Below are 16,461 nucleotides of genomic sequence, written 5' to 3'. Positions count from 1 at the left end.
GGTGCGGTCAGACGGCGGTGTAGCCGCCGTCGGCGGCGAGGCAGGCGCCGTTGACGAACGAAGCGTCCGCCGACAGCGCGAACGCGATGACGGCCGCGATCTCCGCCGGATCGGCCGCCCGCTCGGCCGGCGGCCGCACCCGGCCCGCGACGGTCGGGCGGACGTCCGGCCGCAGGCCCGCGGCGTCCGCGACGCTGTTGGCCGCCAGGCCCGTCGCGACGAGCCCGGGGCAGACGCAGTTCGCGCGCAGCCCGCGGCCGGCGTACTCGACCGCGATGCTGCGGGTGAGCGCCAGGACGCCGCCCTTGGTCGCGTCGTAGGCCGCCGACCTCCCGGCCGCCACGAGCGCGCCCACCGAACCGATCGTGACGATCGCGCTTTCGGCGTTCTCGAGCAGGCGGGGGATGGCTTGGCGGAGGCAGAGGAAGGTGCCGGTGAGGTTCACGCCGACCAGGCGCTCCCACGCGGAGAGCGGCGTTTCCTCCACCGAGGACCCGTGGGTCGCGCCGGCGCACGTGACGATCCCGTCGATGCCGCCCATCCGCGACCCGGCGTCCTCGATGGCCGCGGCCACGGACTCCGGCGAGGCGACGTCACACGCCACGCTGAACGGCCCGGGAACCGCGTCGAGGGTGGCCCGGTCGAGCACGGTGACGGTCGCGCCGTCGGCGAGGAGCCGGCGCGCGGTGGCCAGGCCGATCCCGCCGGCGCCGCCGGTCACCACCAGGCGGCGACCGGCGAGCCGGCCGTTCGGGGTACGGGTCATGATCGCGACGTCGACCTCTCCGAGACGGTGTCTTCGCCTTCACGGCCCGAAAGCTTGGCGGACGCGGTCTCCCGCATGGTCGCGACCACGATCAGGCCCACGATCGCGGCGAAGATGATGTAGAACGCCGGGGCGAGGGTGATCCCGGTCGTGGAGACGAGCCAGGTCGTCACGACCGAGACGATCCCGGTGCCCACCACGCCACCGATGTTGAAGCCGAGGGACACGCCCGTGTAGCGCACCCGCGTCGGGAAGAGCTCGGCGTACTGGGCGTAGATGACGCCTTGCTGGACGCTGAAGGGCACGTTCAGCACGAGCGCGGCGACGATGGCCAGCGCGAGCGAACCCTGCTGCATGAGCCAGAAGCACGGCACGGCCAGCACCACGAACCCCGTCATGGCCCCGGCGAGGATGCGCCGCCGGCCGAAGCGGTCGCTGAGCGAGCCCGACCACGGGATCAGCGCGAGCGGCATCAGGACGATGAGGACGATCAGCCACAGCGCGCCGGTCAGCGGGTAGTGCAGGACCGCGGAGAGGTGGACGAGGAGGTAGACCGAGGCGATGCCGCCGGTGGTCTGCGTCGAGTAGGCGATGCCGACCACGCGCAGGAGGCCCGCCTTGTGCCGGCGCAGCACCTCGGTGACCGGCGCCTTCGGCGGGGCTTGTTCCCGCACCATCCGGAGGAACAGCGGGGAGTCCTCGACGCGCATGCGGTAGAGGACGGCGAGGACCAGCAGCGGCGCGGCGAGGAGGAAGGGGATGCGCCAGCCCCAGCTGCTCAGCTGCTGCGTGCTGGTCACGGCGCTCAACGTGCCCACCGAGGCGGCGGCCGTGGCGAGGCCGAGGGAGATGCCGATCGCGGTCGCGGAGCCGAACAGGCCCCGGCTGCGCGTCGGCGCCGACTCCGTGGACAGCGACGCGGCGCCGCCGATCTCGCCGCCGGCGGAAAGTCCTTGCAGGATGCGGAGCGCGGTCAGCAGGATCGGGGCGGCGATCCCCGCGGTGTGGTAGGTCGGCAGCAGGCCGGTGAGCGTGGTGGCGATGCCCATGAGGGTCACCGTCGCCATGAGGACGGTCTTGCGCCCGCGGCGGTCCCCGAGCCGCCCGAAGATGAGCCCGCCGATCGGCCGGGCGAGGAAGCCGCTGGAGACGACGCCGAGCGTGCTGAGCACGCCGAGCAGTCCGTGCTGGCCGGGGAAGAACAGCGGGGCCAGCACGACGGCCAGGTAGCCGTAGATGGCGAAGTCGTAGTACTCGATGGCGGTTCCGACCGCGGCGGCGATACCCGCTCTGCGGGCGACTCGATCCTGGTCGGGAAGCGACGGTGTCGGCATCTGCGCTCCTTTGCGCTTGCGCGGATCGGCTGTCGCGGGGGTCAGCCGCCGCGACGGGCTCACCCTAGATCTGAACTGAGGTCAGTTCAAGTACGCGACTCTGCGTGGACTGATCGCTACCGGTTTTCAGCAGGAACGGCCTTGACGCCGCTTCGGTCGGCGTGCAAGCTGAGTTGAAGTCAGTTCAGTTTGGGAGGATTCATGGCAGTCGAGGACGACATCCAGTTCGAGCGGGACGGGCACATCGCGCGGATCTGGTTCAACCGGCCGCACAAGCGCAACTGCATCACGGTGCCGATGCTGCACCGGCTCGACGAGATCATCACCGAGATCGAAGCCGACGCGGAGCTGCGCGTCGTGGTCGTGCGCGGCCGCGAAAACACCTTCTCCTCGGGGTTCGACCTCGACAGCCTGCAGGCCGACTACATCGGCACGAGCACCGCGATGGACGTCGCGGTCGTCTCGGCGAAGGTCTGCGACCGGCTCTACAACATGTCGAAGCCGTCCGTGGCGGTCCTGGAGGGGTACGTCACCGCCGGCGGGTTCGAAGTCATGATCTCGTGCGACTTCGCGATCGCCGACGAGGCCGCGAAGATCGGCGACTTCCACATCCGCCGCGCTCTCTTCGGCGGCGCCGGGCCGATCTACCGGCTCCCGCGCATGCTCGGCATCCGGAAGACGAAGGAGCTCATGCTCACCGGCAAGCTCCTGTCCGGCAAGGAAGCGGACGAGTTCGACCTGGTCAACGCGAGCGCGCCGGCCGCGGAGCTGGACGCGACGGTCGACGAGTTCATCAGCCACCTCACCGACAAGAGCCCGTTCCAGCTCAAGCTGACCAAGATGGCGATCGACCGCGGGCTGGACGCCGACATCGCGTCCCTCATGGTCCTCGAGCACCTCGCGGTCGGCGTCACGCTGAACTCCGACGACGCCGCCGAGGGGGTCGCCGCCTTCCTCGAGAAGCGCGAACCCAAGTGGACCGGTCGCTGACGCCGAGATGAGGACATCCACCGTGGAGACGGACGCCGACCCGGAGCTCGGCGCCCGCGTGCGCACCGCGCTCGGCCTCGCGTCCGCCGAGCCGTTGACGGTGCTGGAAGGCGGCCGCTCGGGGCTGACCTACGCCCTCCGGGGCCCAGCGGCCGGGTACGTCGTCAAGGCGGTGCCCCCGGGGCGGAAGGCCGCCGGGCGCAACGACGTGCTGCGGCAGGCCGCGATCCTCGACGCGGTGGCGGGGACGGGCGTGCCCGTCCCCGCCGTGCGGGCCGTGGACGCGGAGGAACCGGCGTGGTTCGCGATGGACCTCGCCCCCGGGGAAGCCGTCGAGCCGGTGCTCGAGCCGGGCCGGGCGCTCGATCCGGAGCTGGCCCACGCGCGGATGCTCACGGCCGCCGAGATGCTGGGCGCACTCCACTCGGTTCCCGTCGGGAAGATCGAGCGTTCGGTGGCCGCGAGTGGCCGTCCGGTCCCCGAGGCGACCATGCTCGAAGCGGAGATCGAGAAGTGGGCACGCACCATGCACGCCGTGCCGGAGGACCTCCGGCCACAGGGCGCGGAGCTGATCACCGAGCTTGTCGCCGACGTCCCCGGCGCGGTCGAGCCCGTCCTCGTGCACGGGGACTTCCGCCTCGGCAACGTGCTGTTCGACGGCCTCGAACCCACCGCGCTCATCGACTGGGAGATCTGGAGCATCGGCGACCCGCGGGTCGACCTCGGCTGGTTCGGGGTGTTCACCGACGGCACGCTGTTCCCCGGTGCCGGGCAGGCGGTCGACGGTCTGCCGGCCGAGGAGCTGCTGCTCCAGGCGTATGGCAAGGCGGGCGACGATCGCGACGCGGCGTGGTTCGGTGCCCTGAGCCGGATGAAGATGGCGGCGATCATGGGCCACAACCTCGTGCGGCACCGCAGCGGAGCGCACCACGACCCGGTGCAGGAACAGCTGCCGCCGACGATCGCCAAGATGATTTCGGACGCCCGCGGGCTGCTGGCCGGGGGGCGACGATGAAGGTCCCGACCCCGGGCGAGCTCTTCGACCTGACGGGCCGCGTCGCGATCGTGACAGGCGCGTCTTCCGGGCTGGGCGAACGGTTCGCCCGCGTGCTCGCGGCGGCGGGGGCGACGGTGTGGGCGTCCGCGCGCCGCAAGGAGCGGCTCGACCGGCTCGCCGCCGAAGTGCCCGGCGTGCGGCCGGTGCCGTGCGACGTCTCGCTGGCCACGGAGCGCGCGGCGATGGTCGAGCGGGTCGTGGCGCGGGAGGGCCGCGTCGACATCCTGGTCAACAACGCGGGCACCGGCAGCAAAGCGCGCCCGCACGAAGAAACTCCCGAGGCGTTCGCCGACGTGCTCGGTACCAACCTGGTCGGCCCGTTCCACCTCGCCCAGCTCGTCGCCGCGGCCGCGGCCGGGCAGCCGGTCTCGATCGTCAACGTGAGTTCGATCGTCGGCGTCGTCTCGACGGCACCGCGCGGCGGAGCGAGCTACGCGGCCGGGAAAGCCGGGCTCATCGGCTTGACCAGGCAGCTCGCCGGGCACTGGGGCCGCGACGGAGTCCGGGCCAACGCGCTGGCGCCGGGGTGGTTCCGCACGGAGATGAACGACGCGATGTTCGACGACGAGGCGTCCCTGCGCTGGATCGAGCGGAACACCATGGTGCGCCGCCCGGGCGAGCCGGCCGAACTCGACGGCGCCTTGCTGTTCCTGGCTTCGGCGGCCTCGACGTACTGCACCGGCCAGGTGCTGGCCGTCGACGGAGGGTGGACCGCGCGATGAACGAAGAGCTGGACGAGTTCACCGAGGACGCCCGCGCCTGGCTGTCCGAACGGCTGCCCCGGCGCGACGGTGCGCCTCGACGCTCGGTGGCGGTGTTCCACGACCTTCCCCACGACGAAGAACGTGCTCTCATCGAGCGCATCCAAGCCTGGCAGCGCACGAAGTTCGACGCCGGCTACGGGGGAGCCGGGCTCACCCCGCTCCACGACGAAGCGTTCGCCGAAGTGGAGCGGGAGTTCGAGACGCCGGGGCAGCACGAGCTGACCTCGGTGAGCACGGCGCTGATCGCCCCCACCGTGCAGATGTTCGGTACCGCGGAACAGAAAGAGCTTCTGGTCCGGCCACTGTTGCGCGGCGATGCCTTGGCCTGTCAGCTGTTCTCCGAACCGTCCGCCGGGTCCGACCTCGCCGGCCTGGGGACCCGCGCGGTGCGCGACGGCGACGGGTGGGTCGTGACCGGGCAGAAGGTCTGGAGCTCGGGCGCCCAGTTCGCCGGGTGGGGTGAGCTGATCACCCGGACCGACCCCGAGGTGCCGAAACACCGCGGGCTGACGGCTTTCCTGCTGCCGATGGACTCACCGGGCGTCGAGGTGCGGCCGTTGCGGCAGATGTCGGGCGGGTCGTCGTTCTGCGAAGTCTTCCTCGACGAGGTGCGGATCCCCGACACCCTGCGCCTGGGCGACGTCGGCGGCGGCTGGGCCGTGACGCTCGCGACCCTGGGGTTCGAGCGCGGCCACTCCGGGGCCAACGCGGACCTCGGCGGCGGGTTCGCCGAACTGCTGGACGACGCCCGCCGGCTCGGCCGCGTCAACAACCCGGAAGTCCGGCGGCTGCTGGCGGAGGTGTGGGCGGCGGAAAAAGTGGCCGTCGTGTCCGCCCAGCGCGACCGCGAGTCGCGGCTGGCCGGCCGGGAACCCGGGCCCCTCGGCTCCCTGCGCAAACTGGCGTGGGCCCAGCGGCTCAAGCTGGTCTCCGAAGCCGCCGCGGCGGTCCTGGGGCCGCGGCTCGTCGCCGACTTCGGCGACGGCAGCTACCGCTGGACCGAGCACGTGCTCGGCGCACCCGGCTACCGCATCGCCGGCGGCTCGGACGAAGTGCAGCGCACGATCATCGCCGAGCGCCTGCTCGGCCTCCCCCCGGAACCGCGCGCCGATCGCGGCGTCGCCTGGAAGGACATCCCGAAGTGAACACGACGGAAGCCGTCGCCAGGGTGCGGATGGGCGGTCAGCCGCTCGAAGGCCGCACCGCCCTGGTCACCGGCGGATCGCGCGGCCTCGGCCGGGAAATCGCCATCGCCTTCGCGGCGGCCGGCGCCGACGTCGCCGTGGTGTCCCGCAAACGGGACAACTGCGTCGCCCTCGCCGACGAGCTCGCCGCGGCGACCGGGCGGAAGATCACCGCGCACGCCGCGCACGTCGGCGACTGGAACCGGCTCGACGGGCTGCTGGACGAGGTCGAGGAGGCGCTCGGCCCGGTCGACGTCCTGGTCAACAACGCCGGGATGGCGCCGCTCTACCCCAGCCTGGCCGAAGTCGGGGAAACCCTGTTCGACAAGGTCGTCGCGGTCAACTTCAAGGGGCCGTTCCGCTTGCTGGCCCTCGCGGGCGCGCGCATGGCCGGACGCGGCGGCGGGGTGATGCTGAACATCTCCTCGATGGCCACCGGCCGCCCGACGGCCCACGACCTCGTCTACGCCGCCGCGAAGTCCGCGCTCAACACGCTGACGGCCGGGTTCGCCCAGGAATACGGCCCGTCCGTCCGGGTCAACACCATCGTCGCGGGTCCCTTCCTCACCGACATCAGCAAGGCCTGGGACATGGCCGCCGTCGACGAGCTGGCCAAGGCCTGGCCGTCCGGCCGGGTCGGGCGGCCCGAAGAGATCGTCGGCGCGGCGCTGTACCTGTGCGGGCCCCACGCGAGCTACACCACCGGCGCGCTGCTGGCGGTCGACGGCGGAAGGCTGGCGGCGCCGTGAACTTCGTCGACGACACGCTCCTGATCGAGACCCCCGAGGGCCCCGCGCTGCGCGGGAGCCGGTGCCGGGACTGCGGGGCCCACACCTTCCCCCAGCAGGACGGCTGTCCCCGGTGCACCGGGTCGGAAATGAACGACGTCGCCCTCGCGCGGCGCGGGACGCTCTGGTCGTGGACCGTCCAGGGGTTCCGCCCGAAACCGCCGTACACGGGATCCGAGGCGTACGAGCCCTACGGGGTCGGTTACGTCGCCCTGCCCGGCCAGCTGATCGTCGAGGCCCGGCTGGCCGCGGCCGACCCCGCCGAGCTCACGATCGGAACGGAGATGGAGCTGATGTTCGTGCCCTTCCGCGACGACGCCGACGGGCGTCCGGTCTACACCTTCGGTTTCGTGGCGGCCGACCATGTCTGAGGTCGCCGTCGTCGGGATCGGCATGCACCGCTTCGGCCGCACGGACGGGGTGTCCGGCCGCGCCCAGGCCGTGCACGCGGCGCGCGAGGCCCTGCGTGACGCGGGCCTGAAGTTCTCCGACATGCAGTTCGGCTTCGGCGGCTCGCATTCGGCGGGGGACGCGGACACGCTGGTGTCCGAGCTGGGTCTGACGGGGCTGCCGTTCATCAACGTCGCCAACGGGTGCGCGACCGGCGGCAGCGCCCTGATCGCCGCCGAGGCCGCCATCCGGTCCGGGCAGCACGACGTCGGCATCGTGATCGGGTTCGACAAGCACCCCCGGGGCGCGTTCGACACCGACCCGGCCGAACACGGGATCGGGTCCTGGTACGGCGAAACCGGCCTGATGGTGACGACCCAGTTCTTCGGCATGAAGATCCGGCGCTACCTGCACGACCACGGCATCGACCCGGCCGTGCTGGCGCTGATCGCCGAGAAGTCCTTCCGCAACGGCGCCCGCAACCCGATGGCGTGGCGGCGCAAGGAGCTGAGCGCGGCCGAGATCGCCGCCGCGCCGATGATCTCGCACCCGCTGACGCAGTACATGTACTGCTCACCCGGGGAAGGCGCGGTGGCGCTGGTGCTGTGCCGGGCGGAGCGGGCCCGGACCTTCACCGACCGCCCGGTGTTCCTGGCCGCCGCCGAGTTCCGCAGCCGGCGCTACGGCTCGTTCGAAGTCTTCGCCCCCTGGATCGCCTCCGAACGCGCTCAGTCGCCCACCGTCGAAGCCTCGGCGGCGGTCTTCGAGCGGGCGGGCATCGGACCGTCCGAAGTGGACATCGCGCAGATCCAGGACACCGAAGCGGGCGCGGAACTGATGCACCTCGCGGAAACCGGGCTCTGCGAAGACGGCGAACAGGAGAGCCTGATCCGGGCCGGGGCCACCGGGATCGGCGGCGCGCTGCCGGTCAACACCGACGGCGGCTGCATCGCCAACGGCGAGCCCATCGGGGCGTCCGGGCTGCGGCAGGTCTTCGAGAACGTGCTCCAGCTGCGCGGTGACGCGGGCGGGCACCAGGTCCCGGGTGACCCGCGGGTCGGGTTCACCCACGTCTACGGCGCACCGGGCATCTCCGCCTGCACGGTGCTGAAGCGTTAGGAGCGGCCCATGAGCTGGGGATTCGAAACCGATCCCGAGGTCCAGGCGGAACTGGACTGGGTCGAGGACTTCGTCCGGACCGAGGTCGAACCGGTCGACCAGGTCGTCGAGCACGCCTGGAACCCGCGCGACCCGGTGCGCAACGCGCTCATCAAGCCGTTGCAGCAACGCGTGCGCGACCGGAACCTGTGGGCGGCGCACCTCGGCCCGGAGCTCGGCGGCAAGGGGTTCGGGCAGCTGCGGCTGGCCCTGCTGAACGAGAAGCTCGGCCGGACCCACTCCGGCCCGGTGGTGTTCGGCTGCCAGGCGCCCGATTCGGGCAACGCCGAGATCCTGGCGCACTACGGCAGCGAGCACCTGAAGGCGACGTACCTGAAACCGCTCGTCGACGGCGAGATCGTGTCGTGCTTCTCGATGACCGAGCCGCACGGCGGATCCGACCCGACCGGCTTCCGCACGACCGCGCGCCTCGACGGCGACAGCTGGGTGATCAACGGCGAGAAGTGGTTCTCCAGCCACGCCTTGTTCGCCGAGTTCCTCATCGTCATGGCGGTGACCGAACCCGAGGCGCCGCCGCACAAGTCGATGTCGATGTTCGTCGTCCCGACCGGTGCACCGGGGATCGAGCGCGTCCGCGACGTCTCCGTCTGGGGCCACGAGGAGCCGGTCGGCACCCACCAGTACCTGCGCTACACCGACGTGCGGATCCCGGCCGAGAACCTGCTCGGCGGCCGGGGCGAGGCCTTCGCGGTCGCCCAGACCCGGCTGGGCGGCGGCCGGATCCACCACGCCATGCGCACGGTCGGGCTCGTGCAGGCCGCCTTCGACATGATGAAGCGCCGGGCCGTCTCCCGGACCTCGAGGGGCGGCCGGCTCGCCGACAAGCAGCTGGTCCAGGAGATGATCGCCGACTCGTGGATCCAGCTGGAGCAGTTCCGGCTGCTGGTGCTGCGCACCGCGTGGCGGATCGACCGGTTCGACGACTACAAGAAGGTGCGCGCCGACATCTCCGCGGTGAAGGCCGCGATGCCGAAGGTGCTGGCGGACATCGCCGGGCGGGCGATCCAGATCCACGGGTCGCTCGGGATCTCGAAGGAGCTCCCGTTCGGCAAGTGGGTCATGGAGTCCTTCCACATGGGACTGGCCGACGGCGCCACCGAGGTGCACAAGGTCAACCTCGCCCAGGCGCTGTTGCGCGGCACGGAACCCGACGACGGCTTGTTCCCGCCCTACACACTGCCGAACCGGCAGGCCGAAGCCCGCCGCCGCTTCGCCGACGTTCTCGAGGAGCACGCATGAGCCCGCGCCTCACCCCGGACGCCGACGCCGAAGAGCTGCGGACGGTCGTGCGGGAGTTCCTGCTCAAGCACGTCGAACCCACGCGCGACCCCAATCACGGCTGGGACCCCGCGACCTGGCGGCGGCTGGCCGGCGAGCTCGGCCTGGTGGGGCTGGACGTCCCCGAAGAGCACGGCGGAGCGGGCGCGGGGTTCCGCGAGGTCGCGGTGGTCGCGGAGGAGCTGGGCCGATCCCTGGCGCGGCTGCCGTGGTTCACCACGGCGGTGCTCGGTGTCGGCGTCCTGCTGCACGTCCCCGGTACGGACCTGCTCCCGTCGTTGCTCGACGGCACGACGACCGCGACGCTCGCTTACCGCGAGCACAGCCAGACCCGCGCGGTCGCGGACGCGCGCGGGGACTGGTTCGTCTCGGGGGAGAAGATCCTCGTGCTGGAGGGCGCGACGGCGGACCTGGTGTTCGTCACGGCGGAAACCGCCGACGGCCCCTCGATGTTCGCGGTCGAGGCCGCGCTCCCGGAAGTCAGCCGCCGTCCGTCGCCGGCCATCGATCCGAACCGGCAGCTTGCGACCGTGGCCTTCGACAGCGCACCGGCGGTCCTGCTGGGTCCGGCCGCGCCCGTCCTCGAACGGGTGTTGCTCCGGGCGTCGGCCGCCTTGGCTTGCGAACAGACCGGCGGGGCCGCCGCGGCGATGGAGGCCGCGGTGGGCCACGCGGCCACCCGGCTGCAGTTCGGCCGGCCCATCGCCACGTTCCAGGCGATCAAGCACCGGTGCGCCGACATGGCCGTCCAGGTCGAAGCGGCTCGGTCGGCGTCCCTGTGGGCGGCCGCCGAGCTCGCCGAAGGAACGCCGGAGGCGGCCCGGGCGGTCGCGACGGCGGGGCTCGTGTGCGGGCAGGCGTACCGCTGGGTCGCCGACGAGAACGTCCAGGTGCACGGCGGGATCGGCTTCACCTGGGAGCATTCGGCCCACCTGCACGTCCGGCGCGCGCTCAGCAGCGCGGTCCTCTTCGAAGGGAGTCACGGCGATGCCCTCCTCGACGCCATCGGGGTCTGACGTGGACGTCGTCGACCTGCTCGTGCTCGGCGGCGGCATGGCCGGTCTCAGCGCGGCCGCGCGGGCGGCCGCGCTCGGGTCGCGGGTGCTGCTGGTCGAGCGCGCGCCCCGGCTCGGCGGGTCGGCGCTGCACGCGGGTTACCTGTGGACGGGGGTGACGGCCGAGGCGATGCACGCGCTGAACCCGGACGGCAACCCGGCGCTGACCGCCGCGGTCGTCGACGGCTTCCCGGCGGCGCTGGCCCTGCTCGACGACCTCGGGGTGCCGTACGGGCCGCCGGTCACCGTGCTGCGCCACGGCACCGGGCACCAGTTCGACACGGCGTCGTTCATCGACGCCTGCCGCCGCCGGGTGGCGGCCGCCGGCGAGATCGTGACCGGCACGCGGACGGACCGGCTGCTGACCGGGCCGGACGGCGAGGTCACCGGCGCGGACGTGACGCTCGCCGACGGCACGCGCCGGGAGGTGCGCGCGGCCGCGACCGTGCTGGCCACCGGCGGGTTCCAGGCCGATCCCGGGCTGCGCGCGGAGCTGGTCCACCCGGAGGCCGAGCGGATCGAGCTGAGGTCCAACCCGTGGAGCCGGGGCGACGGGCTCCGGCTCGCCCGGGAAGCCGGCGGGCGGGTCGTCAACCGCGGCGGGGGCTTCTACGGGCACCTGGTCCCGGCCGGCGTCCGGCTCGACCCGGACCTCTTCGTGGAGCTGGCCCTCTACTACAGCGAACACGCCGTGCTCTTCAACCTGAAGGGCGAGCGCTTCGTCGACGAGACCGTGGGCGACCACCTGACCACGATGGCCCTGCTCGACCAACCGGAAGCCCGGGGCCTGCTGGTCACCGACGCCCGCGGGTACCGCGAATGGGGTGTCGGCGCGTACGTCCAGGGCGGCCCGGCCACGGACAAGTTCGCGCTGGCCCGCCGGCGTGGCGGGCGGTGCGTCGTGGCCGAGTCCGCCGGCGACTTCGCGGAGATGCCACCGGAGTGGGGCTACGCGGGCGACGTCGTCGCCCGAGAGCTGACGCGGATCGCGGCCGGTGACGTCCCCGAGGGTCCCGGCCGCCGGTTCGACCCGCGGCCGCTCGACGAGCCGCCGTACTACGTCATCGAGGTCGCCCCCGCCATCACGTTCCCCTTCGCCGGGATCGAGGTGGACGCGTCCGGCCGCGTGCTGGGCGACGGCGAGGCCCCGGTGACCGGTTTGTACGCGGCGGGCTCCGACATCGGCGGCCTCTACGTGCGCGCCTACGCCGGTGGTCTCGCGCCCGCGGTCGTCTTCGGGATCGCGGCGGCGGAACACGCCGCCCGGCGAATGACCTGAATCCGGTTCAGGAGGTCGGGCTAAAGTGGGGTCGGTCGCCGCACCAGGGAGAGCCATCGTGAGCATTGAGTCCTTGACCGAAGCCGAGGACGGTCCGCGCTCCAAGCGGCCGGCCATCCTGGCGGTCGCCGTCGAGTGCTTCGGCGAGGTGGGCTACGAGGCCACCAAGTGGGCCGAGATCGCCGACCGGGTCGGGATCGGGCACACGGCGCTCTACCACTACTTCGAGTCCAAGGCGCACTGCCTGCTCACGATCATGCGGCTCGGGCTGCGCAACTCCGACCGGGCGTTCCGCGAGGCGACCGAGGGCACGCCCACCGCGCTGGCGGCGCTGCGCGCGGCGGTGGCCGCCGCCTGCGCGATCCCGCCGTCGGAGGTGCAGCAGAACCGGATCCTGCAGGCCAACATCGCTTTGCTGGCCAACGAACGGGCGTCGAAGCGCGAAGAAGACGAACGGCTGGCGTGCCGCGCCCTCGTCGTGAAGATCGAACACAACTGGGCGGAGCTGCTCGAGCGCGGCATCGCCGCCGGCGAGTTCCCGGACCGCGATCCGCTGCTCATGGCGCGCAGCATCCTGGGGATGATCGTCGGGGTGTGGCGCTGGTACCGGCCGGGCGGGACGCTCGAGCTCGACGCCATCGCCGGGTTCATCGAAGGGTGCTGCGTGCGGATGGTCGCCGAGGCCGATCCGGCCGCCTGAGCGCGGCCGGAAGTCCTTGCTCTCCAGTTCAAGGCTGTTTAGAGTCGAAAGAACAGAACTGACTTCAGGTCAGTTCGATGCCCGTCAAGGAGGCCGGTGCGGTGATCATCGAGGACTACTACGCGCGGCTGGACGGTCCTGAGCCGCTGAGCGCGCTCGAACTGGTGGAACCGCGGGTCGAGTTCCTGATCGCGTTGCCGGGCAACGAGGTCCGCGGGACCGGCCTGGCCGACCTGACGGCCTACATCACCGCCCGGCCCGACGTCGGTCGGCGGCACAACGTCCGCCGCCGCGGGGTCGACGGCGAGCTGGAGATGGTCTACGGCCTCATCACCGAAGGCGACGGCCGGGGAACCGGCTCGTTCTCCGCGGCCGCCGAGATCTCGCCGGCCGGGCGCGTTGCGCGCTACCAGGTCTTCTTCCACCCGGAGTTCAGCATTTTCCCCCTGCCGGAAGGTGGTCCCGCATGAGTGACGCCCCGACGCTGGAGCGCTGGTTCGCCGCGATCGACTCGGCCCGGCCCGAAGGCATCCTCGACATGATCGCCCCGGGCTTCCGGTTTTCGATCGTCTTCGGCACCGGGGGCGGCGCGGCGACCGACTTCGCGGGCGGCCGCGCGGCCATGGAGGGATACCTGGCCCAGCGGGAGAAGGGCGTGCTCACCCACCACGTCCTGACCGGCTCGGCGCGCGGCCGGGACGAGCTGGTCCTGGGCCAGACCCGCCGCGGCGAAGAGTTCGAATCCACCTTCGTCGCGGCCGCGAGGCTCGACGAAGACGGCAACGTCGTCTCGCTGATGATCGGCCGGTCCCCGGAACTGGAGATCGGCGCGGCCTGACGCAGGCGCACCCGACGGAGGCTGCGATGTTCAACCTTGTCCTGCTCGCCGCTCGCCCACCCGAGTGGACCCACGAGCGGTTCATCGAGTGGTGGCGCGGCGAGCACGCCGAACTGACCTACCCGCTGCCCGGCCTGCGCGCCTGGCGGCACACCGCCGTGTCGAGCGCGCTCGAGCCCCGCTCGGAAGGCTGGGACGGCCTGTCCGTGCTCACCTTCGACGACGAAGCCGCGGCCCGGGCCGCGCTCGCCAGCCCGGAGTGGGACGCCGCGGTGCGCCACGTCGGCGCCATGCGGGGCAAGCGCATCGCCTTGCTCGGCGACGAGCGCGAGATGTTCCCGCGATGAGGGAACTGGTCGCGGAACTCGATGCGCGGGCGGCCACCGAACCCGACGCGGTGGTGGCGATCGACGCCGACGGTCCGCACACGCTCGCCACCCTCCTGGGGGCGGCGGACGACTTCGCGAAGGTACTGGCCGAAGTGGCCGGACCCGGCGTCACGCTGCTCATCCAGGCCGACAACACCTGGCGCACGGTCGTCGGCGCGCTGGCCGCCGGCCGGCTCGGCGGCACCCTCGCGCTGATCAACCGGCACAGCACGCGCGAGGAGTTCGCCGCCGCGCGCGAGGACATCGCCCCGGACGTCGTCGTCGCGTCCGCCGCGGCACTGTCCACTTGGGACACCGAACCGGCCGGCGGCCCGGTCCTCGACGGCTGGCGCCTCGCCGTCGGCGAGCGGGGCGCGCCGGACCGGTGGGCGGGCGGCGTGGTCATCGGGCTGACGTCCGGCTCGACCGGCCGCGCCAAGGGCGTGGTGCAGAGCGAGGCCGCGCTCCGCTACGCGAGCCGCTGCACGATCGACGCGGTCGGGCTCCGGCCCGGCGACGCGGTCGGCGCGCTGGTGCCGCTGTCGTCGGCCGCGGCGGTCTGCTTCGGCCTGTACCTGCCGCTCCTGCTCGGCGGCCCGGTGCTCCTGCTGGAGAAGTGGGAACCGGGCGCCGCGGTCCGGCTGCTGGCCGGGCACGACGCCCGGTGGACGATGTGCGTCCCCACCATGGCGCTGCAGATGGGCGCGGCGGACGGCGTCGAAGGCGCGCTCGCGGGGATGACCGCGATGACGGTCGGCGGCGGCCCGATGGACGCCGGCGCGCTCGGCCGGGCCGAACGCCGGCTGGGCACGCGGTTCCTGCGGGTGTTCGGCATGTCCGAGTGCCTGGGGCACACCACACCGGCGCCTTCGGACCCGGCGGAGCAGCGGCTGGGAACGGACGGAAAGCCGTTCCCCGGCACGGATCTCCGCGTCGTCGACGAGACCGGCGCCCCGCTGGCCGCGGGGGTCACGGGGCACGCCCAGGTCCGCGGTCCCTCGCTGTTCCTGGGGTACGCGCGCCAGGGGACGGTCGAGCGTCCGCGGCTGACCGAAGACGGCTTCCTGGCCACCGGCGACCTGATGGAGCTCCGGCCCGACGGCTCGGTGATCGTTAAGGGGCGCGAGAAGGACATCATCATCCGCGGCGGGCGCAACATCGACATCACCGAGGTCGAGAGCGCGATCGCGCGGCACCCGGAGATCGAGCAGGTCTGCGTGGTTCCGGTCACCGACGAGGTGCTGGGCGAGCGCGTCGCGGCGCTCCTGGTGACCGCGCGCGAAGACCTGGACGTTCCCGCGCTGCAGGACCACCTCCACCGCGAAGGCCTGACGAAGGGCAAGTGGCCGGAGTACGTCTTCCGCGTCGACGCGCTTCCGCAGAACCGCGTCGGCAAGCTCGCGCGGCGGGAAGCGGCGGCGATCGCGGATCGCCTGCGCGGTGAGGAGGACCGGGTATGCGGGCGTTCCGGCTGACCGGCCCGGGAGCCGCGCGGCTGGAGGAGGTCGCCACCCCCGTGCCGGGCCCCGGGCAGGTGCGGCTCGACGTGCTCGCGGCCGGCGTGTGCCGGTCCGATCTGGCGGTCCTCGAGCGCGTGGAGGCACTCGGCTACCCCCTCCCGTTCACCTTCGGCCACGAGATCTGCGGACGCGTGGCCGCGGTCGGCCCCGGCGTGCCCGAGTTCGCGCCCGGGGACGAGGTGGTGGTGCACGCGCCGGTCGGCTGCGGGCGGTGTGACCGGTGCGCCCGCGGGGAGACGAACTACTGCGACGACGGCCACGAGAGCGGGGCCACGGGCTTCGGGCTGGGCTTGGACGGCGGCATGGCGGACGCCGTCGTCGTCGACGCCGCCCGGCTGGTGCCGAGCGCGGGCCTGGACCCCGCGCGCGCCGCTGTCCTGGCGGACGCGGGGTTGACGTCGTACCACGCCGTCGCCGGGTCGCTGTCGCGCTTGGCCGGCCCGGACGCGGTGGCCGTCGTGATCGGCGTCGGCGGCCTGGGCCACGTCGCCGTGAGCATCCTGCGGGCCCGGACGCGGGCGACCGTGGTGGCCGTCGACATCCGGGAGCCGGCCCTCGAACTGGCCCGGACGCTGGGCGCCGACCGCACCGCGACCCTCGGCTCCGGCGCCGGGGAGGTCCGCGCCGCGACCGCCGGCCGCGGCGCGGACGTCGTGTTCGACTTCGCCGCCGCGCAGAGCACCGCGGACCTCGCGCCGTCCTTGCTGCGCAAGGGCGGGGACCTGGTGATCGTCGGCAGCGGGGGCGGAGTCGTGCCCGTGACGAAGCCCGGTCCGCTGCCGGCCGGTAGCCGGGTGCGGCTGCCGTTCTGGGGATCGCGGGACGAACTGGCCGAGGTGGTGGCGCTCGCTCGCGAGGGGCTGCTGCCGGTGCGTACCGAAGAGTTCGGCCTGGCGGCCGCGCCCGAGGTGTTCGACCGGCTGCGGGCCGGGGAGATCGTCGGCCGCGCGGTGCTCGCCCCAGCCCTTTGA

At 72.8% G+C, this 16,461-nt stretch carries 18 protein-coding genes; 16 read left to right on the top strand and 2 right to left on the bottom strand.

From position 1 onward, the window contains the following. Window positions 1–7: 7 nt before the first annotated feature. The gene (locus ACZ7OH_RS42305; RefSeq protein ID WP_470286055.1) at window positions 8–766 is read right to left on the bottom strand and encodes an SDR family NAD(P)-dependent oxidoreductase; all 759 of its coding nucleotides are present in this window, start codon (window positions 764–766) and stop codon (window positions 8–10) included. Continuing rightward, window positions 763–2,100 carry an MFS transporter gene (locus tag ACZ7OH_RS42300; RefSeq protein ID WP_470286054.1) on the bottom strand — a complete coding sequence of 446 codons (1,338 nt, stop codon included), beginning with the start codon at window positions 2,098–2,100 and terminating at the stop codon, window positions 763–765. The genes ACZ7OH_RS42305 and ACZ7OH_RS42300 overlap by 4 nt, the downstream gene beginning before the upstream one ends. 201 nt (window positions 2,101–2,301) lie before the next feature. Between ACZ7OH_RS42300 and ACZ7OH_RS42295 the strand changes: the two genes are divergently transcribed. From ACZ7OH_RS42295 to ACZ7OH_RS42220, 16 genes are all read left to right on the top strand, one after another. Beyond that, window positions 2,302–3,090 carry an enoyl-CoA hydratase/isomerase family protein gene (locus ACZ7OH_RS42295; RefSeq protein WP_470286053.1) on the top strand — a complete coding sequence of 263 codons (789 nt, stop codon included), beginning with the start codon at window positions 2,302–2,304 and terminating at the stop codon, window positions 3,088–3,090. A gap of 22 nt (window positions 3,091–3,112) precedes the next feature. Then, the gene (locus ACZ7OH_RS42290) at window positions 3,113–4,105 is read left to right on the top strand and encodes a phosphotransferase family protein (RefSeq protein WP_470286052.1); all 993 of its coding nucleotides are present in this window, start codon (window positions 3,113–3,115) and stop codon (window positions 4,103–4,105) included. Then, window positions 4,102–4,869 (top strand): SDR family NAD(P)-dependent oxidoreductase, encoded by a 768-nt coding sequence (locus ACZ7OH_RS42285; RefSeq protein ID WP_470286051.1) that lies wholly within the window; start codon window positions 4,102–4,104, stop codon window positions 4,867–4,869. Before ACZ7OH_RS42290 ends, ACZ7OH_RS42285 begins: the two co-directional genes overlap by 4 nt. Then, window positions 4,866–6,056 (top strand): acyl-CoA dehydrogenase family protein, encoded by a 1,191-nt coding sequence (locus tag ACZ7OH_RS42280; RefSeq protein WP_470286050.1) that lies wholly within the window; start codon window positions 4,866–4,868, stop codon window positions 6,054–6,056. Before ACZ7OH_RS42285 ends, ACZ7OH_RS42280 begins: the two co-directional genes overlap by 4 nt. Beyond that, entirely contained in the window at window positions 6,053–6,844 is a 792-nt protein-coding gene (locus ACZ7OH_RS42275; RefSeq protein ID WP_470286049.1) for an SDR family NAD(P)-dependent oxidoreductase, read from the top strand. The genes ACZ7OH_RS42280 and ACZ7OH_RS42275 overlap by 4 nt, the downstream gene beginning before the upstream one ends. Continuing rightward, a complete protein-coding gene (locus ACZ7OH_RS42270) occupies window positions 6,841–7,254 on the top strand; it encodes a Zn-ribbon domain-containing OB-fold protein (RefSeq protein ID WP_470286048.1) in 414 nt (137 codons plus the stop codon). Before ACZ7OH_RS42275 ends, ACZ7OH_RS42270 begins: the two co-directional genes overlap by 4 nt. Next, a complete protein-coding gene (locus ACZ7OH_RS42265; protein ID WP_470286047.1) occupies window positions 7,247–8,392 on the top strand; it encodes a thiolase family protein in 1,146 nt (381 codons plus the stop codon). Before ACZ7OH_RS42270 ends, ACZ7OH_RS42265 begins: the two co-directional genes overlap by 8 nt. 9 nt (window positions 8,393–8,401) lie before the next feature. After that, window positions 8,402–9,691, top strand: a complete 1,290-nt coding sequence (locus tag ACZ7OH_RS42260) for an acyl-CoA dehydrogenase family protein (RefSeq protein WP_470286046.1) — start codon at window positions 8,402–8,404, stop codon at window positions 9,689–9,691. Continuing rightward, window positions 9,688–10,746 (top strand): acyl-CoA dehydrogenase family protein, encoded by a 1,059-nt coding sequence (locus tag ACZ7OH_RS42255; RefSeq protein ID WP_470286045.1) that lies wholly within the window; start codon window positions 9,688–9,690, stop codon window positions 10,744–10,746. The genes ACZ7OH_RS42260 and ACZ7OH_RS42255 overlap by 4 nt, the downstream gene beginning before the upstream one ends. Before the next feature lies 1 nt (window position 10,747). Beyond that, complete coding sequence (locus ACZ7OH_RS42250) at window positions 10,748–12,064, top strand: FAD-dependent oxidoreductase (RefSeq protein WP_470286044.1); 1,317 nt, start codon at window positions 10,748–10,750, stop codon at window positions 12,062–12,064. A 58-nt stretch (window positions 12,065–12,122) separates the two neighbouring features. Then, window positions 12,123–12,764: a TetR/AcrR family transcriptional regulator gene (locus tag ACZ7OH_RS42245; RefSeq protein ID WP_470286043.1), complete on the top strand. Its 642-nt coding sequence runs from the start codon at window positions 12,123–12,125 to the stop codon at window positions 12,762–12,764. A 77-nt stretch (window positions 12,765–12,841) separates the two neighbouring features. Next, window positions 12,842–13,234, top strand: coding sequence for a nuclear transport factor 2 family protein (locus ACZ7OH_RS42240; protein ID WP_470286042.1), 393 nt, complete (start codon window positions 12,842–12,844; stop codon window positions 13,232–13,234). Then, window positions 13,231–13,602 carry a hypothetical protein gene (locus ACZ7OH_RS42235; protein ID WP_470286041.1) on the top strand — a complete coding sequence of 124 codons (372 nt, stop codon included), beginning with the start codon at window positions 13,231–13,233 and terminating at the stop codon, window positions 13,600–13,602. The genes ACZ7OH_RS42240 and ACZ7OH_RS42235 overlap by 4 nt, the downstream gene beginning before the upstream one ends. A 26-nt stretch (window positions 13,603–13,628) precedes the next feature. Then, window positions 13,629–13,949 carry an EthD family reductase gene (locus ACZ7OH_RS42230; protein ID WP_470286040.1) on the top strand — a complete coding sequence of 107 codons (321 nt, stop codon included), beginning with the start codon at window positions 13,629–13,631 and terminating at the stop codon, window positions 13,947–13,949. Next, entirely contained in the window at window positions 13,946–15,445 is a 1,500-nt protein-coding gene (locus tag ACZ7OH_RS42225) for a class I adenylate-forming enzyme family protein (protein ID WP_470286039.1), read from the top strand. Before ACZ7OH_RS42230 ends, ACZ7OH_RS42225 begins: the two co-directional genes overlap by 4 nt. Further along, a complete protein-coding gene (locus tag ACZ7OH_RS42220) occupies window positions 15,427–16,461 on the top strand; it encodes an alcohol dehydrogenase catalytic domain-containing protein (protein ID WP_470286038.1) in 1,035 nt (344 codons plus the stop codon). The genes ACZ7OH_RS42225 and ACZ7OH_RS42220 overlap by 19 nt, the downstream gene beginning before the upstream one ends.

Source organism: Amycolatopsis sp. NPDC114478 (genome assembly GCF_055633805.1).
Note: the sequence above shows the minus strand (reverse complement) of the source record. Positions and strands in the feature narration are given on the sequence as shown.